This window comes from Ancylobacter gelatini (genome assembly GCF_022601675.1).
Lineage (GTDB): Bacteria > Pseudomonadota > Alphaproteobacteria > Rhizobiales > Xanthobacteraceae > Ancylobacter > Ancylobacter gelatini.
Genome location: NZ_JAKVIL010000005.1, coordinates 13,006 through 33,120, shown reverse-complemented (window position 1 = coordinate 33,120; position 20,115 = coordinate 13,006). Strand labels below are relative to the sequence as shown.

The following is a 20,115-nucleotide window of genomic DNA, read 5'->3' as shown; positions in this document are numbered from 1 at the left end:
GTCGCCCCGCGCGTCAGGATTGGCGCAGGCCGACGGGGGTGAGCCGTCGCTGCAGCAGGAGAAGGCCGAGATCGGCGATGATGGCGAGTACGCTGACGGCGACAGCGCCGGTGATGAGCTGGCGCGGATCGGTCTGCGAGATGCCGCGCGAGATGAACACGCCGAGACCGCCGGCGCCGATATAGGTCGCGATGGTGGCGATCGCGATGTTCAGCACCACGGCATTGCGCACCCCGTTGATGATGACCGGCAGCGCGACCGGCAGCTCCACCTCGCGCAGCCGCTGGAACGCGGTCATGCCCATGCCCCGCGCCGCCTCCCGCAACGCCGGGTCGATGTTCATGATCGCGGCATAGGTGTTCCGGATGATCGGCAGCTGCGAATAGAAGATCAGCGCGATCACCGCCGGCAGATAGCCGATGCCCTGCCCGATCGGGGAGAGCACCGGGATCAGCAGACCGAAGAAGGCGATGGACGGGATGGTCATGATGATCGCGGCGCCATAGAGCACGCGGTCGGCCGCCACCCGGCTCTGGGTGATCAGGATGCCGATCGGCACGCCCGTCAGCACCGCGATGCTCACCGCGACGCCGACCAGCGAGATGTGCTCCCAGCCTCTGGCGAGGATCTGCGACCAGTTCGCTATGGCGAAATTCAGCGTTTCCAACGAGAGCTTCCCGGCTGTGGATCAAGGCCCGTTTCACCAGAGCCTTGCTGGAACGTGTCTACTGATGCACGGGCCGGAGCCCGCCTTGGTAAGGCTTTTCGACATGGAGGAAAAGGAATCCGACATTCAGCGGATTTCCGACAAGATTTCTGCCTGGCGATCGGGCATGCCTCGATAAGGTGCCCATTCCGTCCTTCGTGCCCATTGCGCCACGATTTCGGTCGTTGGATGTCGCCTTTCTGATTGTGCGGGTCGCAAAGTCGAGGGTGTCGGGCCGGGCTCCGGCGCAAGGATTGGGACATGCTGCGGCTCGACACCGTCGGGGGGTATTCCCGGGACAGTGGCCGGCCCTACGAAGGCGACATCATGCACGTCCAGGACTTCATTCACGATCTGCGTTACTCCGACCTGCCGGCGCCGGTCAGGGTCATGGCGCGGCGCTGCCTGCTCGATCTGATCGGCGTGGCGGCGAGCGGCCGGCGTACCGATCTGGCGCGGATCGTCACCAACCATGCCGCCCGGCAGTTCGGGGCTGGCGAGGGGCGTGGCGCACGGATGATCTTCGACGGCCGCCGCGTCTCGCCGGTCGGCGCCGCCTATGCCGGCGCCTCGCTGATCGATTCCTTCGATGCCCATGACGGCCACGCGTTGACCAAGGGCCATGCCGGTGTCGCCATCCTGCCGGCGCTGCTGGCTTTCTGGGAGGCCGAGGATCTGGCGCTCGATGACCAGGACGTCCTGACCTCGATCGTCATCGGCTATGAGATCGCGACCCGCGCCGGCATCGCGCTGCACGCCAGCGCCTGCGACTACCACACCTCGGGTGCCTGGAACTCGCTGGCCTGCGCCGCGATCGGTGCCCGCCTGATGAAGCTGTCCCCGGCGCAGACCCGCGAAGCACTCGGCACGGCCGAATATCATGGCCCGCGCAGCCAGATGATGCGCTGCATCGACTACCCGACCATGCTGAAGGACGGCTCCGGCTGGGGCGCGCTGGTCGGTGTCTCCGCCGCCTATCTCGCCGCCGACGGCTTCACCGGCGCACCGGCCCTGACGCTGGAGGCTCCCGAGCAGCAGGTGCTGTGGGGCGATCTCGGCTCGCGCTGGTACATCCTCGACCAGTACTTCAAGCCCTACCCGGTCTGCCGCTGGGCTCAGCCGGCGGTGCAGGCGGCACGTGACCTGATGAGCCAGCACGGCCTCACCGGCGCCGACATCGCCGATGTCGAGGTGCGCACCTTCGCCGAAGCGGTGCGGCTGCACTCGGCTCGCCCGGCCACGACGGAAGAAGCGCAATACAGCCTGCCGTTTCCGCTCGCGGCGATGATCCTGCGCGGGCGTATCGGCGCCGACGAAATCACCGGCGCCGGCCTTCGCGATACCGAAGTGCTCGACCTGTCATCATCGATCCGTCTCGTCGAGGATCCGCAGATCTGCGCGCGCTTCCCGGCGGAACGCTTCGCCGTCGTGTCTCTGGGAACCAGGGATGGCCGCCGCTTCACCTCCGAATGGACGAAGGCGTATGGCGGACCGGAGAACCCACAGTCGGATGCGGAAATATCCGCCAAATACCGGGCGCTCGCTGGCCAGCTTGGCGACAATCGCCGCCAGGCGATCGAGACCATGATTGCCGGCATGGGTGCCGGTGCGCCGGCCGCCGATCTGGCCGATCTGGTGCTGGAACCGATCGGAGACGCGGCATGACGATCGATCACCGCTCCGTCGCGGACAAGAAGCTCAGCGTCGAGGGTCACACCCAGCTTCTCGTGGTCGGCGCCGGCCCGGCCGGTCTGGCGGCAGCGATCGACGGCGCGCAGCGCGGCCTGTCGGTCATGCTGGTGGACGAGAACCCGGTGCCGTTCGAGACCATGGGCGAGAGCGTTCCGCTGCATTTCGGTGGGCGGGTCGGCGGTGCCGCGCGCAACCGCAACGCCATGATGGAGGCGATGCTGGAAAGCGCGCCGGCCATCGCGGAGGCGTTCGAGCTCGGCGTCGACGTTCGCCTCGGCACCGCCTGCTGGGGGCTCTACGCCAACGGCACCAATCTCGGCTGGATGCCCTCTCCGCTCGCCGGCCTCGCCGATGACGAGAACGGCACGCATCTCGTCAGCTTCGAGCGCGCCATCGTTGCCACCGGTCGCCGCGACATGGGCCTTGCCTTTCCCGGCTGGGAACAGCCTGGCGTGATGGGCGCCACCGCCGCGGTGCAACTCGCCAAGCGCTACGGCGCGCTGGACGGCACGCGCGCCATCGTGCTTGGAACCACCACCGAGGCTCTGCTCGTCGCGCTCGACATTCAGGCCAGCGGCATCGAGATCGCGGCGATCCTTGAGCACGATGTCGCTCCGGTCGGCCCGGCCGATCTGGTCGCGGCGGTGCGAGCCGCCGGCATCGAGATCCACTTCGGCGAGGTCGTCAAATCGGTCGAGACCGATCTCGAAGGTGTCCGCGCGGCGGTGACCTCCTCCGGCCGAATTCCCTGCAATCTTGTCATTCTCGGCATCGGCGCGGTGCCGATGGTCGATCTGATCGATGCGGTCGGCTGCACGCTGGCCTTCCAGCCCGAGCGCGGCGGCTTCACGCCGCTCGTCGATGAGGACGGGCAGACCAGCGTCGAGGTCGTTCAGGCGGTCGGCGATTGCGCCGGCATCTGGCCCGCCAAGAGCCGCACCCCTGACATCGCGGAAGCCGAGGCGCGGCGCGCCGTCGCTGTTGCCGCGCATGCGCTTGGCCTCAATGCCGAGACGCCCGCCGCCGCCCCGCTGCCGGAAGCGCCGACCTACGACATCGACGGCTATCGCAAGGGTTGGGTGCACGCCAGCATCATCGAAGCGGATGCCGAGCCGCATGTCTGCCAGTGCGAGGAGGTCACCGCGCGCGAGATCCTCGAAGTCCGCCCGCCGCGCTATCTCGACTGGCAGGCGGCGGACAATCGCGAGCGCACGCTTTCCGCCCTGCTCGGCGACGGCCCGCCGAACCCCGACCAGATCAAGCGCCTGACCCGCGCCGGCATGGGCCCCTGTCAGGGTCGCCGCTGCCGCGAGCAGGTGCAGGCGCTGCTGGCGCTCCAGGCGGCCGTACCACTCGCCTCAGTGCCGCTCGCCGGCTATCGCGCTCCGGTCCGCCCGTTGCCCCTCGCTGCCGCCGCCCCGCGCAACGAGGACGCCGCTTTCGGGGAGCAGTGGGATTCCTGGTTCGGCATGCCCCGGCAGTGGGTGCCGTTCTGGGATGTCGATCCCGAATACACCGTCGCCAGCCTTGCCGTGGAAAAGCCTCATGCCAGCGAGTGATCTCCCCGAGAAACACATCGGCACCGCCGAATTACCCAAGGGTGCTTCGGTCGTCGTGGTCGGTGGCGGCGTCACCGGGCTCTCCGCCGCCTGGTGGCTGGCGCGCCATGGCGTCGACGTCGTCGTCATCGAGAAGGGCATCGTCGGCTGGGAGGCTTCGGGCCGCAATGGCGGCGGCTGCTCGCACCATCACTCGCCGCTCTTTGCGGAAGAGCAGCGGCTCTGGCCGCTGATGGACGAGATGCTCGGCTACCCTACCGAGTTCCAGCCCAACCGCGTTCGCATCGCGCTCAACGAGAAGCAGCTCGCGCTCTACACCCGCGCGGTGGTGAACGCCCGCCATCAGGGCTTCCGCATCGACGAGATCGACGCCCGGCAGGTCCGCGAGCTGGTGCCTCTCGCCGGCGACAATGTCTTTGCCGGCCACTACTACCACTTCGGCGGCCATGCCAATCCCCACCGCACCGTGCAGGCCTATGCCTGGGCGTTGCAGGACCTTGGCGGCCGGGTGATCCAGCACACCGGCGTCACTGGGTTCGAGGTCACAGGTGGCAAGGTCGTTGCGGTCGAGACCGACCGGGGGCGCATCAGTTGCGACCATCTGGTGCTGGCCGCGGGTCCGCAGACCGGCCGTCTCGCCTCACGGCTCGGCATCGACATTCCGATGAAGGTGGCCCGCGCCGAGATGATCGTCACCGAGGCGCTGCCGCTGATGCCGATCGGCGGCGTCGATGGCAATGGCCTTTATGGCCGCCAGACCCTGCGCGGCAACCTCGCCTATGGCGGCGGACCGCATGAATGGGTCGAGACCGAGGAGTTCCCCGGCCGCGCCCGTCCCTCGACGCCGCTGATGCAGAACATCGCCAAGCGCGTCGCCGAGCTGCTGCCGCTCGCCGGTCATGTGAAGATCATCCGCTCCTGGGCCGGTCTGATCGAGAACACGCCGGACGGCCGCCCGGTCATCGACCGGCCCGATGGCTGGGAGAATCTGACACTGGCCACGCTGTCCGGCGTCGGCTTCGGCCTGTCGCCGGCGAGCGGCCATGCCATCCAGCAACTGGTGACGGACGGCAGCTGTCGGTTTGCCGATCTGTCGACGCTGCGCCTGTCGCGCTTCACCCATCTGGAACCGGACTGGGCGGCCCTTCAGGGTTGGCAGTCGATGCAGATGGCCTCCTGATCTCGGGGAAGGCGAACCAAACATCATGTCGGATTTGTTGCGTTGGTGACGTATTCGCGCAATCCTCGCGGCGCCTTCATGTTGGGTGCCGGCATGTTCTATGATGGCGTCGCGGAGCCGCTGACCTTCAATTTCCTGCTCATCGACAATCTGTCGATGATGAGCCTGTCCTCGGCGATCGAGCCATTGCGCTCGGCCAATCGTCTCCTGGATCGCGAGGCGTTCCGCTGGCGGCTGTGCAGCATCGATGGCGCGCCGGTCACCGCCTCCAATGGTATCGAGCTTCAGGCGCGGCCGGTGGAGGAGGCGCTGGAGGGCGCGCACGCGGTCTTCGTCTGCGGCGGCATGCGCATCGCCCCGGTCGATGAGAAGCGCTACCTCGCCCTGCTCCGGCAGGCGGCCCGGCGCGGTCTGGCGGTGGGTTCGCTGTCCACCGGCAGCCATCTGGTCGCCAAGGCCGGCCTCCTGGACGGCTATCGCTGCACCATCCACTGGGAGAACGCCGCCGCCTTCGAGGAGGCGTTTCCCAAGGTGATCGCCACCGGCAAGATTTATGAGATCGACCGCGACCGTCTCACCTGCTCCGGCGGCACGGCGGCGATGGACATGATGCTGCACATCATCGCCGACCGGCACGATCCCGATCTCGCCCAGCGCGTCGCGAACCAGTTCCACCATGAACGCATCCGCGACGCCAATGACGAGCAGCGCGGCGGCCGGCTGCGCCGCGTCGGCAGCCTGCCCGCGCCGTTGCAGCGCACGATCCAGACCATGCAGGCGAATCTTGAAAGCCCCGTCAGCGTCGGCGAACTGGCGGAGGCGGCAAATTTGAGCCCGCGCCAGCTCGAACGGCTGTTCGGCCGCCATCTCGGCATGACGCCGGCGCGTTACTACATCGCGCTCAGGGTCGACCGTGCGCGCGAATTGCTGATCTACACCAACCAGCCGATCCTTGAGATCGCGGTCGCGGTCGGCTTCGCCTCGACCTCGCATCTCGGCCAGTGGTTCAAACGCATCTTCGGCATGCGGCCGGGCGAATTGCGCGAGAAGGCCAGCCGCCGTCAGGGCATGGGAGGCGACGTCGCCTCCCTGTCACCCGCTGTCGCATTCGGCACGGCGTCCGAACTGGAATAACTCCATAATCGCGCTTCGATTGCCGGGAGCCGATGATGAGCGCGATTGAGAAAGTCTCCGATCTGATGGCGCAGTACCGCGCAGGCTACAGCCTGCCGGGGCCGCTCTATTACGATCAGGACGTCTTCGACCTGGAGATGAAGGCCATCTTCGGCACGCAGTGGCTGTTCGCCTGCAACGAGTGCGAGGTGAAGGAGCCCGGCGACTATCTCACCCTCGAACTCGGCCGCAACTCCATCATCATCGTGCGTGACGACAATGGTGAGGTAACCGCCTGGCACAACACCTGCCGCCACCGCGGCTCGCGCATCTGCCAGGAGCACAAGGGCTCGGTCGGGCGTCTGGTGTGCCCCTATCATCAGTGGACCTACGACCTCGACGGCACGCTGCTCGCCGCCACGCAGATGCCCGATGATTTCGACCCGAAGCGCTATTCGCTCAAGCCGGTCCATGTCTGCAACGTCGCCGGCCTCGTCTATATCTGCCTCGCCAAGGAACCGCCGGACCTCGAGCACTTCAAGCGGACAGTCTCGCCCTATATCATCCCGCACCAGCCGGCCCGCACCAAGGTGGCCTTCGAATCGGTGCTGATCGAGAAGGCGAACTGGAAGCTCGTCATCGAGAACAACCGCGAGTGCTACCACTGCGCCGGCAACCATCCGGAACTGCTGGTCTCGCTGGTCGAGGCGGCGCTGCCGAACGATACGCGCACCCACTGGTTCGGCGATCTGATGAAGCGCAAGGGCAATGAATGGGATGCCCTTGGTCTGCCGCACCAGCCGGTCAATGGCGGCATCGAATTCCGCTGCATCCGGCTGCCCTTCAACGAGGGCGTGACCTCCATGACCATGGATGGCAAGCCGGCGTGCAAGAAGCTGGTGGGTGATCTCACCGAGCGCGATCTCGGCTCGGTGCGCATGTTCCATGTGCCCAACAACTGGAATCACTTCCTGTCCGACCACATCATCCATTTCCGCGTCATTCCGCGCGGCCCGATGGAGACCGAAGTCCGCACCACCTGGCTGGTGCATGAGGATGCCGTGGAGGGCTGGGATTACGATGTGAACCGACTGGCCGAAGTCTGGCAGATCACCAACCAGCAGGATCAGGTGCTGGCCGAGCAGAATTTCCTCGGCGTGCAGTCCGATGCCTATGAGCCCGGCCCCTATTCGCCGACCGGCGAGTTCATGATCCTCGACTTCAATCGTTGGTACACGACCACGATGGGCGAGCATCTTCCGCCCGGCGCGCCGGGCCTGCGGGTGGCGGCGGAATAATGCCGCCCCGCGATCTGCGCCTCGCCTGCGTCGCGCGCCGGCAGGAAACCGCCGACGTCGTCACCTTCGCGTTCCGCGATGTGGAGGGCCGCCCGCTCAAGCATCTGCCGGGACAGGCGCTGACGCTCGCTTTGCCGCTGCCGGACGAGACGGCATGGCGCACCTTCACCATCGCTTCGACACCGACGCGTCCGGCCGAGGTCGAGTTGACGGTGAAGGCGGCGCCGGACGGCCACGCCACGCGCTGGATGCACGAGGCGCTGCATCCCGGCATCGAGATCGAGGCGCTAGGCCCGGTCGGCCAGTTCTCCATCGCCCATCACTATGCGCCATCCTTCGCGCTGATTTCCGGTGGCAGCGGCATCACGCCGATGATGTCGATGCTGCGCTGGCTGGCGGATCGCGGCGAGACCGTTGACGTGGTGTTCATCCATGCCGCGCGCACGCCCGAGGATGCGCTGTTCGTGCAGGAGCTGGCCGATCTCGACAGCCAGATGCCAAATCTGCGCATCGTCACCGTGGTGGCCGCGGTGCCGGCGGGACAGAGCTGGAGCGGCTATCGCGGCGTCATCGACCGCCGGATGATGGCGGTGATGGTGCCCGATCTGGCCCGACGCGAGGTGTTCTGCTGCGGCCCGGCCGGCTTCATGGGCGCGATCGGGCGCATCTTCGACGCGGAAGGCGGCGACGCGGCGCATTTCCACACCGAGAGCTTCGGCGCCGCGAAGGCCGCCGAGGTCACGCCTCCCGTTATTACCACGGCCGAGGCGAAGGCAAACGGCCCGACCCTGACCATCAACGGCCGCGCCATTACCGTCGCGGCGGGCACGACGATCCTGGCGGCGGCGCGCGCGGGGGGCATCGTCATTCCCACAGGCTGCCAGGAAGGCATGTGTGGCACCTGCCGGGTGAAGAAGCTCGGGGGCTCGGTCGAGATGAGCCACAAGGGCGGCATCACCTCACGCGAGGAAGGGCAGGGCTACATCCTCGCCTGTTGCTCGCGCATGACGGGCGATGTCGAGGTGACCACCAAGGCCTGATCGTCACGTCAGGACGAGAGCATGAAGGCTGAAATGGACGCGTTGGAGGCCCGGAAGAAGGACTTTCAGCGCGGCTGGTCGATGTTCGCAACGACGTGCCGGACATGCTGGCAAGGGCCGCGGTCCTCTATGCGAGCAAAGTCGCGGCTCTGACCAACGCGCTGAATCGGCCGGGGGAGACGCCTCAGGCAGCGGAAGCCTTAGGATGGTGGGGCCTGACTGGCGTGCGACAATTGCGCCTCGGTTAAAAGACGTATTTTCAATGCATCTTTTAGCAATCTAAAAGAGATGCACAGAATGTATGTTTTGGAGGGCGTCATGCCATCCTCTGAACTCGACGATGCCGTGATCGCGCGCCTGTTGGCGCTGTTCTACCAGCGTGTCCGACAGGATCGGCACCTCGGCCCGGTTTTCGAGGGGATCGTCGCCGACTGGGATGAGCATCTGGTGCGGCTGGAGGAGTTCTGGTCGTCGGTCATGCTCACCAGCGGTCGCTACAAGGGTAATCCCGTCGCCATGCATGTCATGCACGCCGCCGGGATCCGTCCCTTCATGTTCGAACGGTGGCTCGCGATCTGGCGGCAAACCACTGACGAGATGCTCGCTCCCGCCGTGGCCCGGCAGATGCAGGTGAAGGCCGCGCGGATCGCCGAACGGCTGTCGCTCGCCATGCATGGGCCTAAGGCGGTTCCTGCCCCGCTTTTCCGACCGGAAGCCGACGCCCGGCCGGAGCCCTATCGTGTATCGCCGGCCTTCGACGAGACCACGATCCCACCCGCGCTGCTGCGTGATCACGCGACCAAGGCCGGCGTCTGGGCGATCATCCGCATTCTCGACGGCACGATCAGCTACTGCCCGGACGCCACCGGGACGTCCATAACGCTGGACAGCGCCACCCCCGGCCTCATCCGGCCCGAGCAGCCCCATCATCTCTCCCTCATCGGACCGTTTCGCCTGCAGGTCGAATTTTATGACCGCGATCCGGTTGGGCTTTCGTCCTGACGACCATTCAAGAGGAGCATTCCATGCCGGCGTCTCTCAGCCAGGGCACTATCGCGCTCGTTAAGGCAACCGTTCCCGCCCTGGCCGCTCATGGCCCGGCCATTACCAGGGCGATGTATGCCCGCCTGTTCCGCGACGCGTCCATTCGCGAACTGTTCAACCATGCCAATCAGGGCGACGGTGGCTCGCAGGTTCATGCCCTGGCCGCAGCGATTCTCGCCTATGCGCGCAATATCGACAATCTCGGAGCGCTCGCGCCGGTGGTCGAGCGGATCGCACACAAGCATATCGGCTATCACATCCTTCCCGAGCATTACCCCTATGTCGCAACGGCCTTGCTCGATGCGATTGCCGACGTGCTTGGCGAGGCCGCGACGCCGGAAATCCTCGCCGCCTGGGGCGAGGCCTACTGGTTTCTCGCCGAGGTGCTCAAGGAGCGCGAATGTGACATTCGCACTGACATCGAGGCGCGGGCGGGCGGATGGAACGGCTGGCGGCGCTTCCGCGTCGCGGAGAAGACATCCGAGAGCGAGGTCGTGTCCTCCTTCGTGCTGGAACCTGCCGATGGCGGCGCCGTGATTCGCCACCGTCCGGGCCAGTATCTGACCTTCCGGCTTCCTCTGCCGGGCGGCGCGCAGGCCAAGCGGAACTATTCGATCTCCTGCGCGCCCAATGATTTCCGCTACCGCATCTCCGTCAAGCGCGAGGCGGCAGGACAGGGCGCCTCACGCTTCCTGCACGACCATGTCAAAATCGGTGACGTGCTCGACGCGACCCCGCCAGCCGGCGATTTCTTCCTGCCGGATGAGCCCACGCGGCCGGTCGTCCTGCTCTCGGCCGGTGTCGGCCTGACGCCCATGGTGAGCATGCTGGAGGCGATCGCCGCGAGCTATCCGGATGTGGAGACCCACTATGTGCACGGCGCGCTGAACAGCTCGACCCATGCCATGGACCGCCACGTCCGCTCGCTCGCAAAGCGGCACGGCCGAACATCGGTCGCCACCTTCTACAGCGAACCGAAGCCGAGCGACGCAATCGGATTTTCCCATGATCATGACGGCTTCATTTCCGTGAACTGGCTTGAGCGGAACACCCCCTTCACGGCCAGCGATTTCTATCTGTGCGGTCCCAAGCCCTTCCTGCGTGCTCTGGTTCGCGATCTGTCACGCGCCGGGATCGCCCCGGATCGGGTGCACTACGAGTTCTTCGGCCCGGCCGACGAATTGCTTGCAGCGTGACGCAGATGTCGGCGCGTGCCGGTTCAGGCGCGCGCCGACCGTTTTGTCTTTCGCGGCGGTGATGGAAGGCTCGAAAGACCGAAATCGTCCGGGTTCAGGATGATGTCGGCGAGGGTGTGCCGGTCGAACACGGACAGAAACGCCGCGAGGGCTTCGCCGACCACACCCTTCAGGCGGCATCGTGGCGTGATGAGGCAGCGGTTGCCGGCGCCGAAGCACTCCACGATCGCGAAGTCGGGCTCCATGGCGCGAATGATGGCGCCGAGCCCGATCTCATGTGCCTCGCGCGCGAGCATCAGGCCGCCGCTGCGCCCGCGCACAGCCTTCAGGAAACCGTGTCGGGTCAACTGGTTCGCCACCTTCATCAGATGTGCGCGCGACACGCCGTAGAAGCTGGCGGTCTCCTCGATGGTGATGAGCCGATCCTTGTTCGCGGCGGCAAACATCAGCAAGCGCAGCGCAAAGTCGGAAAATTGGGTGAGTTTCATGGTCGCGCTTCAGGTTTGGCGGAGCGAAAATATATATTGGGGGCCTTAAGGTCATATTCCCGGTGCCGCGAGGGACCCCGCCGGCCAAGATCGCGGCCTCGCGAACAGCGTCATCGTCTTCGATCATGTCAAGAAGGGGAACATCGGGCACGGTCTCTGCTCCCGCTGCGCGCGCACCTCCGGCGAAAACCCGTTCGTCGACTCGCCCGTCTTGGCCCCATCGTCTCAGGATGCAGGGCCCCAGACAGAACCGGGGCGGTTCAATCACCTCAAATCATTGCTTGCGCGCGAGATGATCAACTGACTGATGAGGGCCGATGAGTGCTGGCGCGTTCGTAGTTTCCCTAACCTAAACCCTAGTATGGGTAAGCATATCCTTCTGCGCCCGTGCCCTGACCTCCGGCTCGATTGAGCCGACATTTGTTCTGATGGCACCTTTACCTCGTGCCACAAGCCGATGCGTCGCCCCACGCGTATCGCGCTGGCGGAACGGGAGGATGCCATGCCTTTGGGATCGCGTTTGCGCATCTGTCGCGCGGATGCGCCGCAATGATCGCTCAGTTGACCCTCGGCGAGCGGCGCGCGGGGCTGATCATTCTGGTGGCGATCGCGCTGGTCGGTCTTGCGATGGCCATTGCCGGCGGCAACGGGCCGTTCGGTGTCCATGGCGCGCTGGTGCTCGTCGGCGCCATTGCGGGCACTTTCTGGTTGCTGGGACACTATCTCGACGCACCGCCGCGCGCGGAGCGCCTTCGCGAATATTACGACGATCCCAGCAAGGTCGGCGTGGCTCTCGCCATGATCTGGGCTGTTGCCGGCATGGGTTTCGGGGTCTGGGTCGCGGCACTGCTCGCCTGGCCGGAATTCACCCTTGATCAGGAATGGGCGAGCTTCGGACGCATCCGGCCGATCCACACGACCGGCGTCATCTTCGGATTCGGCGGCAATGCGCTCATTGCCACGTCGTTCTACGTGATGCAGCGGACCTGCCGCACGCGGCTGCCGGACCAACTCGGAGCATGGTTTGTCCTCCTCGGCTATAATCTGTTCTGTGTTCTCGCCACCACCGGCTATGCCATGGGCGTTACCCAGTCCAAGGAATATGCCGAGCCGGAATGGTATGTCGACCTCTGGCTTCTCGTCGTCTGGGTCACTTATTTTATCGTCTATCTGCGGACGCTTGCCCACCGCAGGGAGCCGCACATCTACGTTGCCAATTGGTACTACCTCGCCTTCGTCCTTGTTGTGGCGATGCTGCACATCGTCAACGGTCTCGCCGTTCCTGTGTCCTTTGGCACTGATAAGAGTTACCCCCTGTTCTCCGGCGTACAGGATGCGCTGACGGAGTGGTGGTACGGGCACAATGCCGTCGCCTTCTTCCTGACCTCCGGTTTCCTCGGCATGATGTATTATTTCCTGCCGGTGCGGGCGGGGCGGCCGATCTACTCGTATCGTCTGTCGATCATAAGCTTCTGGGGCATCACCTTCATGTATATGTGGGTGGGTTCGCACCATCTGCACTACACGGCGCTGCCGCAATGGGTGCAGACGCTGGGGATGACGTTCTCGATCATCCTGCTTGTGCCTTCATGGGGATCGGCAGCCAATGCCCTGCTCACGCTGAATGGCGCCTGGCACAAGGTGCGCGATGACGCGACGCTGCGTTTCATGATGGTGGCGGCGGTGTTTTACGGGCTGACCACTTTCGAGGGCTCCTTCCTCGCGATCCGCTCGGTCAACTCGCTGTCGCATTATACCGACTGGACGGTCGGTCACGTGCATGCCGGCGCGCTCGGCTGGGTCGCCATGATCAGCTTTGGCTCGGTCTACGCCATGGTGCCATGGATCTGGAAGCGCCGGGCCATGTATTCGCCGGCGCTGGTCGAGGTGCATTTCTGGCTGGCTCTGGCTGGCACCCTCATCTACGTCATCGCGATGTGGAACTCGGGCATCATCCAGGGTTTGATGTGGCGGACCTACAATGAGAGCGGCACGCTGGCTTACAGCTTTGTCGACTCGCTTGTCGCCATGCGCCCTTACTACATCGCTCGCACCGTCGGCGGACTCTGCTTCTTCGCGGGCGCGGTGCTCGGCTGCCTGAACATCTATCTGACGGCGACCCGCGCGCCGGCCTCGTCCGCGGGCGACAGCGCCGTCACCGCCGATCCGCGCCCGCCGGTCGGCGCGATGCAGCCTGCGGAGTAGGCCCATGTTCAGGCTGCATGACTGGCTCGAACAGCGCAGCATCGCCCTCGCGCTCGGCATCATCGCGGCGGCGAGCGTCGGTGGCATGGTTGAGATCGCCCCGCTGTTCACCATTCACCAGACGGTCGAGGACGCCCCCGACATGCGGCTCTACACGCCGCTGGAGCTGGCCGGGCGCAATATCTACATCCGCGAGGGCTGCTATGCCTGCCATTCGCAGATGATCCGCACCCTGCGTGACGAAGTGGAGCGTTACGGGCCGTATTCGCTCGCGGTGGAATCCAAGTACGACCATCCGATGCTGTGGGGTTCCAAGCGCACCGGGCCCGATCTCGCCCGCGTCGGCGGGAAGTATTCCGACGACTGGCATGTTGCCCATCTCACCGACCCGCGCGCCGTGGTGCCCCAGTCTGTGATGCCCGCTTATCGCTTCCTTGCGGCGAAGGCACTCCCGACCGAGCGCCTGCCAGACCATTTGCGCGCGCAGCGTGCGGTCGGGGTGCCCTATAGCGAGGAGATGATCGCCAATGCCAAGGCCGACGCCTTCGGGCAGGCAGCACCGGACTCGTCTCAGGCCGAGGGTGCAAAGGCCCGCTACGGCGCCGACACGACCATCAGCAGTTTCGACGGCGAGCCCGGGCGGCTGACCGAGATGGATGCGCTTGTCGCCTACCTTCAGGTTCTGGGGCGGCTGACCCGCGTGCCCTATGCATCGAGCATTGCGGGGCCGCCATGATGTCGTTCATCGCCCATGAGGATGTCGTCTGGTTCGCCAAGTCGATCGGGCTGTTCTATCTGATCGCGATGGCGTGCATGGCCTGTGCCTACGCCGTCTGGCCGTCCCGGAAGGCCACGTTCGAGCGGGCCGCGCGGAGCATCCTCATCCATGAGGACACGCCATGAAGCCCGAACGGGACCCGGTAACCGGCCGTCTTACCACCGGTCATGAATGGAACGGCCTCACCGAACTCGACACGCCGGTGCCGAAGCCGGTCTACTTTTTCCTGATCGTCTTCCTGCTTTTCTGCGTCGGCTATTGGCTGCTCATGCCGGCCTGGCCGCTCGGAACCACCTATACCAAGGGCCTTCTGCACCAGGATGAAAGGGCGAGTGTCACTGCAAGGGTAAAGGCCGCAGCCGAGCAACGCGCATCTTGGACGTCGATGATTGAGGTCGACCATGCCGCGACGGTTCTGGAGGATGCCGCGCTCATGGCCAGGGTCCGGGAGACCGGGCGAACCCTCTTTGCCGACAATTGCGCCATGTGCCACGGCATGGAGGCCCGCGGAGGACCCGGTTTCCCCAGCCTTGTCAGCGGAACGCCGCTGTGGGGTGCCACGACGGACGCGCTCTTCCAGACCATCATGGTCGGCATCAATTCCGATCATCCCGACAGCAGGACGTCACAGATGCCCGCTTTCGGGCGGGATGGCATCCTCGATGCCACCCAGATCGACGCCGTCGTGGCCTATGTGCGCAGCCTCTCCCAGCCCATCGCGCCGACGGACCGCATCGCGAAGGGCCGTGAGCTGTTCGCCGCCAACTGCGCCGCCTGCCACGGCGAAGGCGGAAACGGCAATTCGGAGATCGGGGTGCCGGACCTCACCGATACGCGATGGATCTATGGCGGCGACAGCGCGTCGATCCGGCAGAGCATCTGGCGGGGACGTCAGGGTCACATGCCGAGCTGGGATGGCCGGCTCCAACTCTGGCAACGCAGGGTGCTCGCCCTTTATCTGGTCGATCTGCGGAGACACGCGCCATGAATTGCCACCAACCGCGACACCTTGCGCGCTGGCTCATGGGGGCTGCGGTCATCGGGATAGTGGTGCTCGTGGCGGCCGCCAACTGGCATCTGTTCGCGATCGCCTCGGCTTCCCAACCGGCATGCGTCACGCATCTCAGGCTGGGCGAGGTGCGACCCGGCGCCTATGCCGCGGCCCGCTCCGTCTGCGTGGCCCACTGATGGAAAGCCGTAAGGGATGTCCAGCATGACTGCCGACCTTTCGAACGTTGGCGCGGCCTCGTCCGTCCAGGCGCGTGATGGCACGTACCGCGTTGAGCCGGTCGCGGTGTGGGGCTGGCTTGCCGCTGGCTGGCGCGATCTGCGCACCGGGCCAGGCAGCAGCCTGGCCTATGGCGGACTCGTCTGGCTGTGCTCGCTCCTTCTGGTCGCCTGCCTGTTTCAGCGCGGCTACGACTATGTCCTGTTCCCCCTCACCGCCGGCTTTCTGATCGTCGGGCCGTTTCTGGCACTGGGACTTTATGAAAAGAGCCGTCGCATCGCCGCCGGCGAGCCGGTCAATCTCCTCGGGATGATCCTCGTCGCGCCGGCCTCGGGCGGGCAGATCCTGTTCGCCGGTGCGCTGCTGTGCCTGCTGATGCTGGCCTGGATGCGGGCGGCGGTGCTGATTTGGGCGCTGTTCTTCGGATTGCTGCCTTTTCCGGGGCTTGATCGCACCGTGTCGACGCTGTTCACCACCCCGACCGGTTGGGTGATGCTGGTGGCAGGCAGTGCGGTGGGCGGACTCTTCGCAGCCTTTTCCTTCGCCATCAGCGTCTTCGCGCTGCCCATGCAACTCACCGAGAGGACAGATGCCCTGACCGCCATGGGCAGCAGCATGGCGATGGTCTGGCGCCAGCTGCCCGTCATGGTGAGTTGGGGCGCCGTCGTCGTCGGGCTGTTCCTCGTCAGCGTGGCGACAGGGTTTCTCGGACTGATCGTGCTGTTTCCATTGCTCGGCCATGCGACCTGGCACGCTTGTCGCGCCATGTACGGCCATGAGGCGATATCGGGCGGTGCATGTTCGAGGCTGGAATCATGATCAAGGACCGCCGTGCGCGGGAGCGGCTGGCGGAGGTGGATGCCGTCGTGTTCGACAAGACCGGCACTCTGACATCAGGCCAGGCTCGTCTGGTCTGCGCGCAGGCCGACGACCCGGCGGAAATCGCGGTGGCTGCGGCGATGGCGCGCCATTCGCGCCACCCCTATGCGCTGGCGATCGCGGCCATCCCGGGCACAGAGGATCAGGTCATCAATGCCGGGCAGGTGCAAGAACATCCGGGTGAGGGTCTGGAAGCGCGTATCGGTTTCGATGCGCTTCGTCTGGGGCGCATTCTCGTCGTCGCGAACGCCCTGCGGCAGCATGTTGATGTGCCGAGTTCGGCCAGCCGGTCGCAAGCGGCCTTGCCCGTTGCGGAGATGGCGCTGTGAGCGCGGCATATCTTATTCCCACGGCATTTCTGATGGGGAGTATCGGCCTCGCGGCCTTCCTCTGGTCGCTGCGAGATGGCCAGTATGACGATGTGGACGGCGCCGCCGAGCGGGTGCTGTTCCATGAAGACCGGCCGGATTGACGCACGCCGCAGGGCTTGCTCGGGAGAGCCGTTCGATGACCTCGATCACGCGATCGCAGGCGGCCAGCTTGGCCGGAAAACACCCCTGAGCTGGAACGAAGGAGCGTTCAGCGCTCCCGGTCGATGTTCCCAACGACGTTCCGGACATGCTGGCGAGGGCCGCGGTCATCTCTGCGAGCAAGGTCGCGACTCTGACCCACGCGCTGAAAAGGCCGGAAGAAAGGCCTCAGGCAGCGGAAGCTTTGCGGCTGCTGATCGAGCGGATCGTGCTGACGCCCGGCAATGATCGCGGCGCGCTGTTCGCGGCGCTGCGCCCTCGAATGGACGGCGCGACAGGCCATGGGAAAGCCGCTAAAACAACAAAACCCGCAGCCGAGGCTGCGGGTTTGTCGGTATCAGTGGTTGCGGGGGTGCGCAGTCACCGATGCCGACACTCCCTGGAAGTGGCCGTGTAGAGGTGCGGAAATCCGGCACTAGTCTGCGATCTCGTGGACATGCCGCCCTGTCACGCGCCCGCGCCCTGGTCGCCGCAGCGCTCTCCGCCTCGACGGGCTCGCCCGCCACAGGGGCGTCATCCTCATCGGCCATGCCCCGCTTGCCAGCACCGCCGAAGTCCACGATGGTTGCATGGATCGACGCCGGCACCCTCTGGTCGGCGTTTCGCGGGCGCAGCGGGAAACGGGCGCGATGGGCTACGTGGCTGGGAGCGAGGCGCGCGGCGCCATTGGCTGGCGATGGGTTGGCCTCGTCTTCCTTATCGTCGCGCTGTGGTCGCTGTTCGGCATATTGACCCGACCCATGGGCGGCCATCTCGCCGCCTTCTGGCCGGCTAATGCGGTACTGCTGGGTCTCTTCATAAGGCTACCGGAGCTTGCCGGACCGCGCGGCTGGTCCGCCGCGGTGCTCGGCTATCTGGCGGCAGACATCGCCACCGGCAGTTCCCTGGACAAGGCCGCGCTGCTCACCTTCGCCAACCTCATCAGCGTAGCCGCCTGCCTCCTCGCCTTTCGGCGCGTGCCGACGGAGCATGTCGCGCTGTCCCGGCCTTTCTCCGTACCGATCATGGTGGGGGCGCTGGTGTTCGGTGCAGTCGCCTGCGGCGCGGTCGGCACCGTCATCGGCAACCACCTGTTCGGCCAGCCTTACATCGACGGCTTCGTCTTCTGGTTTGTAACCGAGCTGGGCAACTATGTCGCCATCCTGCCGGTGATGCTGACCCTGCCGATGCTATCGCGCGAGCCAACAGCGGGCCTCATCTCGCTGCGGATGCGGCGCGTCGATGTTGATCCAGGCCGCTTCGCGCCTTTCCTCGCCGTGCTGCTGTCGGGGCTGGCCAGCGTCTTCGTCGGCGGGCCGGGCGCTATCGCATTCCCCGTCCCCGCACTGCTGTGGGCCGCCGTGACCTACGGCATGTTCGCCAACGCGCTGTTGGCGCTGCTCTTCACTGCTTGGACCCTGATCGCGGTATCGCGAGGGCTCATCTCCATCGGCCTCGATCTCAACGATACGCATTACCTACTGTCGCTGCGGACCGGGGTGATGCTGATCGCCCTGGCGCCGCTCGTGGTCGCCAGCGTGATGGCCTCCCGTAACGAGCTGCTAGGCAGGTTGCAGTCGCTCGCCGTAACCGACTATCTGACCGGTATTCTCAACCGAACCGGCTTCTTCCAGCAGGGCGCCGGCCTGCTCGCCGGGCTGCACGCCCGGCAGGCGCCGGTCGCTGCCTTGATGATCGACATCGATCATTTCAAGTCGGTCAACGACAGCTATGGCCACCCCGCCGGCGACGAGGTGCTGCGGGCGGTCGCCTGCGCGCTGCGGGGCCATATGCGCGCGGGCGACGTGTTCGGGCGGGTTGGCGGCGAGGAGTTCTGCGTGCTGCTGGGCGTCTCGGGACAGGGCGCGACCGAGACGCTGGCGGATCGCCTTTGCGATGCCGTGCGCGCCCTTCGCCTCGACGTCGCCGGCAGCGTGCTCTCCCCGACCGTGAGCATCGGCGCCGCCGTCGCCGCGCAGGCGCCAGACGATGCCTCGGCTCTGATGGCCGCCGCCGACAAGGCGCTGTACCAAGCCAAGCAGGCTGGCCGCGACCGTCATGTCGTGCTCGACTTAGCCCCTGCCACCGGCACCTGAAGCGCCCGCCCGCCCCGCGTTCGCTGGAACCCCGCGCGGTCCGGTGCGACGGCGTGTCCATCATGTCGAGTGTCCATTTCAGCGGCAGGAAGTTCGCCGCGCCTTCGACGTCGCCGAGCAGTCGCCACATCGCGTCGCCTTCCTGATCCGAGACCATTTTCTGGACCCTCGACGCGAATTGGTTGTTTGACAATGTATTATTTAATGATATTGTTCATTCAATGACCGATCGTAAACGCTTGCAAGCGAGCGGCGGAGTGGGTGTGCTGCTGCACGCTTACTTCGTTGTCGGCGCCCGTGTTCCCAGAAGGGCAGTTCATGAGCTTGATCGATATTAGGAACCTGTCGAAGTCATTCGTCACGCGAGGGCGGTCGCCGCTTTTCGCCATCGAAGGACTTGATCTTTCCATCGAAAATGGTGAGTTTTGTTGTCTGTTGGGCCCTTCCGGCTGCGGCAAAAGCACGGTGCTGACCATGCTTGCCGGCTTTGAGCGGCCGACCGGGGGCGAGCTGTTGCTCGCCGGTCGTCCCATTGACGCTCCCGGCCGTGATCGTGCTGTCGTTTTTCAGGGAGACGATTCTCTTTACTCGTGGCTTACCGCGCTAGAGAACGTCGAATTTGGGCTGAAAATACAGAGCGTTCCAAAAGCGGAACGTCGTGAGCGCGCCCTGAAATATATCGACATGGTCGGCTTGATGCGGGCGAAGGATCGCTACCCCAGTGAGTTGTCTGGCGGCATGAAGCAGCGCATTCAAATCGCGCGAGCACTGGTCGGTGAGCCAAAGATCCTGCTGATGGACGAGCCGCTTGGTGCTCTCGACGCTCAGACCCGCGAGGTCATGCAGTTCGAACTGCGGCGCATCTGGGAGAAGACCGGAACCTCGGTTGTCTTCATCACTCACGATATCGATGAGTCGATCATTCTCGGTACGCGTATTGCCGTGATGACCGCCGGCCCGTCGGCGCATCTGCGCGAGCAGTTCGACGTCACGCTCGGTAGCGATCGCTCGCGCACCAATCCCGAATACACGCGCCTCTATGAGCGCATCCATACCATCGTGCGGGAAGAGGTTGAGAAATCCCGCCGCGCGGATTTGCGGTGA

At 65.4% G+C, this 20,115-nt stretch carries 20 protein-coding genes; 18 read left to right on the top strand and 2 right to left on the bottom strand.

The genetic code is table 11. The features are described 5' to 3' along the window. Window positions 1-13: 13 nt before the first annotated feature. Window positions 14-667, bottom strand: a complete 654-nt coding sequence (locus tag MKI84_RS10340; RefSeq protein ID WP_241619274.1) for an ABC transporter permease — start codon at window positions 665-667, stop codon at window positions 14-16. Window positions 668-967: 300 nt separating this feature from the next. On the opposite strand from MKI84_RS10340, the gene MKI84_RS10335 reads away from it, so the two are divergent. The 8 genes from MKI84_RS10335 to hmpA all read left to right on the top strand — a co-directional run bounded on the left by MKI84_RS10335 (window position 968) and on the right by hmpA (window position 10,828). Continuing rightward, window positions 968-2,371, top strand: a complete 1,404-nt coding sequence (locus MKI84_RS10335) for an MmgE/PrpD family protein (protein ID WP_241619273.1) — start codon at window positions 968-970, stop codon at window positions 2,369-2,371. Beyond that, entirely contained in the window at window positions 2,368-3,957 is a 1,590-nt protein-coding gene (locus MKI84_RS10330; protein WP_241619271.1) for an FAD/NAD(P)-dependent oxidoreductase, read from the top strand. The genes MKI84_RS10335 and MKI84_RS10330 overlap by 4 nt, the downstream gene beginning before the upstream one ends. Beyond that, window positions 3,944-5,137: an NAD(P)/FAD-dependent oxidoreductase gene (locus MKI84_RS10325; protein ID WP_241619270.1), complete on the top strand. Its 1,194-nt coding sequence runs from the start codon at window positions 3,944-3,946 to the stop codon at window positions 5,135-5,137. The genes MKI84_RS10330 and MKI84_RS10325 overlap by 14 nt, the downstream gene beginning before the upstream one ends. 45 nt (window positions 5,138-5,182) lie before the next feature. Then, window positions 5,183-6,271, top strand: a complete 1,089-nt coding sequence (locus tag MKI84_RS10320) for a GlxA family transcriptional regulator (protein ID WP_241619269.1) — start codon at window positions 5,183-5,185, stop codon at window positions 6,269-6,271. 35 nt (window positions 6,272-6,306) lie between these two features. Continuing rightward, window positions 6,307-7,548, top strand: a complete 1,242-nt coding sequence (locus tag MKI84_RS10315) for an aromatic ring-hydroxylating oxygenase subunit alpha (protein ID WP_241619268.1) — start codon at window positions 6,307-6,309, stop codon at window positions 7,546-7,548. Beyond that, on the top strand, window positions 7,548-8,588 hold the full coding sequence (locus MKI84_RS10310) for an FAD-binding oxidoreductase (RefSeq protein WP_241619267.1): 1,041 nt from the start codon (window positions 7,548-7,550) through the stop codon (window positions 8,586-8,588). Before MKI84_RS10315 ends, MKI84_RS10310 begins: the two co-directional genes overlap by 1 nt. A gap of 318 nt (window positions 8,589-8,906) precedes the next feature. After that, window positions 8,907-9,590 carry a TehB-like domain-containing protein gene (locus tag MKI84_RS10305; protein WP_241619266.1) on the top strand — a complete coding sequence of 228 codons (684 nt, stop codon included), beginning with the start codon at window positions 8,907-8,909 and terminating at the stop codon, window positions 9,588-9,590. 23 nt (window positions 9,591-9,613) lie between these two features. Continuing rightward, window positions 9,614-10,828, top strand: a complete 1,215-nt coding sequence (gene hmpA / locus MKI84_RS10300; RefSeq protein WP_241619265.1) for an NO-inducible flavohemoprotein — start codon at window positions 9,614-9,616, stop codon at window positions 10,826-10,828. Between the two features lie 23 nt (window positions 10,829-10,851). Here the strand turns inward: hmpA and MKI84_RS10295 are convergent, their stop codons facing one another. After that, window positions 10,852-11,316 carry an RrF2 family transcriptional regulator gene (locus MKI84_RS10295; protein WP_241619264.1) on the bottom strand — a complete coding sequence of 155 codons (465 nt, stop codon included), beginning with the start codon at window positions 11,314-11,316 and terminating at the stop codon, window positions 10,852-10,854. A gap of 549 nt (window positions 11,317-11,865) precedes the next feature. Here MKI84_RS10295 and ccoN point away from each other — a divergent pair. From ccoN to MKI84_RS10245, 10 genes are all read left to right on the top strand, one after another. Beyond that, the gene (gene ccoN / locus MKI84_RS10290; RefSeq protein ID WP_241619263.1) at window positions 11,866-13,521 is read left to right on the top strand and encodes a cytochrome-c oxidase, cbb3-type subunit I; all 1,656 of its coding nucleotides are present in this window, start codon (window positions 11,866-11,868) and stop codon (window positions 13,519-13,521) included. A 4-nt stretch (window positions 13,522-13,525) separates the two neighbouring features. Continuing rightward, window positions 13,526-14,257, top strand: coding sequence for a cytochrome-c oxidase, cbb3-type subunit II (gene ccoO / locus MKI84_RS10285; RefSeq protein ID WP_241619261.1), 732 nt, complete (start codon window positions 13,526-13,528; stop codon window positions 14,255-14,257). Next, window positions 14,254-14,424 carry a cbb3-type cytochrome c oxidase subunit 3 gene (locus tag MKI84_RS10280; RefSeq protein WP_342593626.1) on the top strand — a complete coding sequence of 57 codons (171 nt, stop codon included), beginning with the start codon at window positions 14,254-14,256 and terminating at the stop codon, window positions 14,422-14,424. Before ccoO ends, MKI84_RS10280 begins: the two co-directional genes overlap by 4 nt. Further along, window positions 14,421-15,287: a cytochrome-c oxidase, cbb3-type subunit III gene (gene ccoP / locus MKI84_RS10275; protein WP_241619259.1), complete on the top strand. Its 867-nt coding sequence runs from the start codon at window positions 14,421-14,423 to the stop codon at window positions 15,285-15,287. Before MKI84_RS10280 ends, ccoP begins: the two co-directional genes overlap by 4 nt. A gap of 225 nt (window positions 15,288-15,512) precedes the next feature. Then, the gene (locus MKI84_RS10270; RefSeq protein ID WP_241619257.1) at window positions 15,513-16,346 is read left to right on the top strand and encodes a DUF2189 domain-containing protein; all 834 of its coding nucleotides are present in this window, start codon (window positions 15,513-15,515) and stop codon (window positions 16,344-16,346) included. Further along, complete coding sequence (locus MKI84_RS10265; protein ID WP_241619254.1) at window positions 16,343-16,735, top strand: HAD family hydrolase; 393 nt, start codon at window positions 16,343-16,345, stop codon at window positions 16,733-16,735. Before MKI84_RS10270 ends, MKI84_RS10265 begins: the two co-directional genes overlap by 4 nt. After that, on the top strand, window positions 16,732-16,878 hold the full coding sequence (gene ccoS / locus MKI84_RS10260; protein WP_342593625.1) for a cbb3-type cytochrome oxidase assembly protein CcoS: 147 nt from the start codon (window positions 16,732-16,734) through the stop codon (window positions 16,876-16,878). Before MKI84_RS10265 ends, ccoS begins: the two co-directional genes overlap by 4 nt. A 146-nt stretch (window positions 16,879-17,024) precedes the next feature. Beyond that, complete coding sequence (locus MKI84_RS10255; RefSeq protein WP_241619253.1) at window positions 17,025-17,333, top strand: hypothetical protein; 309 nt, start codon at window positions 17,025-17,027, stop codon at window positions 17,331-17,333. 172 nt (window positions 17,334-17,505) lie between these two features. Beyond that, window positions 17,506-19,011: a GGDEF domain-containing protein gene (locus MKI84_RS10250; protein WP_241619251.1), complete on the top strand. Its 1,506-nt coding sequence runs from the start codon at window positions 17,506-17,508 to the stop codon at window positions 19,009-19,011. Window positions 19,012-19,329: 318 nt separating this feature from the next. Next, window positions 19,330-20,115, top strand: coding sequence for an ABC transporter ATP-binding protein (locus MKI84_RS10245; RefSeq protein WP_241619249.1), 786 nt, complete (start codon window positions 19,330-19,332; stop codon window positions 20,113-20,115).

What these genes read in the sequence shown, in the direction of transcription:
- MKI84_RS10335 (WP_241619273.1), top strand. Translation starts at nt 968, where the DNA reads ATGCTGCGGCTCGACACCGTCGGGGGGTATTCCCGGGACAGTGGCCGG.
- MKI84_RS10330 (WP_241619271.1), top strand. Translation starts at nt 2,368, where the DNA reads ATGACGATCGATCACCGCTCCGTCGCGGACAAGAAGCTCAGCGTCGAG.
- MKI84_RS10325 (WP_241619270.1), top strand. Translation starts at nt 3,944, where the DNA reads ATGCCAGCGAGTGATCTCCCCGAGAAACACATCGGCACCGCCGAATTA.
- MKI84_RS10315 (WP_241619268.1), top strand. Translation starts at nt 6,307, where the DNA reads ATGAGCGCGATTGAGAAAGTCTCCGATCTGATGGCGCAGTACCGCGCA.
- MKI84_RS10310 (WP_241619267.1), top strand. Translation starts at nt 7,548, where the DNA reads ATGCCGCCCCGCGATCTGCGCCTCGCCTGCGTCGCGCGCCGGCAGGAA.
- MKI84_RS10305 (WP_241619266.1), top strand. Translation starts at nt 8,907, where the DNA reads ATGCCATCCTCTGAACTCGACGATGCCGTGATCGCGCGCCTGTTGGCG.
- hmpA (WP_241619265.1), top strand. Translation starts at nt 9,614, where the DNA reads ATGCCGGCGTCTCTCAGCCAGGGCACTATCGCGCTCGTTAAGGCAACC.
- MKI84_RS10295 (WP_241619264.1), bottom strand. Translation starts at nt 11,316, where the DNA reads ATGAAACTCACCCAATTTTCCGACTTTGCGCTGCGCTTGCTGATGTTT.
- ccoN (WP_241619263.1), top strand. Translation starts at nt 11,866, where the DNA reads ATGATCGCTCAGTTGACCCTCGGCGAGCGGCGCGCGGGGCTGATCATT.
- ccoO (WP_241619261.1), top strand. Translation starts at nt 13,526, where the DNA reads ATGTTCAGGCTGCATGACTGGCTCGAACAGCGCAGCATCGCCCTCGCG.
- MKI84_RS10280 (WP_342593626.1), top strand. Translation starts at nt 14,254, where the DNA reads ATGATGTCGTTCATCGCCCATGAGGATGTCGTCTGGTTCGCCAAGTCG.
- ccoP (WP_241619259.1), top strand. Translation starts at nt 14,421, where the DNA reads ATGAAGCCCGAACGGGACCCGGTAACCGGCCGTCTTACCACCGGTCAT.
- MKI84_RS10270 (WP_241619257.1), top strand. Translation starts at nt 15,513, where the DNA reads ATGACTGCCGACCTTTCGAACGTTGGCGCGGCCTCGTCCGTCCAGGCG.
- MKI84_RS10265 (WP_241619254.1), top strand. Translation starts at nt 16,343, where the DNA reads ATGATCAAGGACCGCCGTGCGCGGGAGCGGCTGGCGGAGGTGGATGCC.
- MKI84_RS10255 (WP_241619253.1), top strand. Translation starts at nt 17,025, where the DNA reads ATGCTGGCGAGGGCCGCGGTCATCTCTGCGAGCAAGGTCGCGACTCTG.
- MKI84_RS10250 (WP_241619251.1), top strand. Translation starts at nt 17,506, where the DNA reads ATGGATCGACGCCGGCACCCTCTGGTCGGCGTTTCGCGGGCGCAGCGG.
- MKI84_RS10245 (WP_241619249.1), top strand. Translation starts at nt 19,330, where the DNA reads ATGAGCTTGATCGATATTAGGAACCTGTCGAAGTCATTCGTCACGCGA.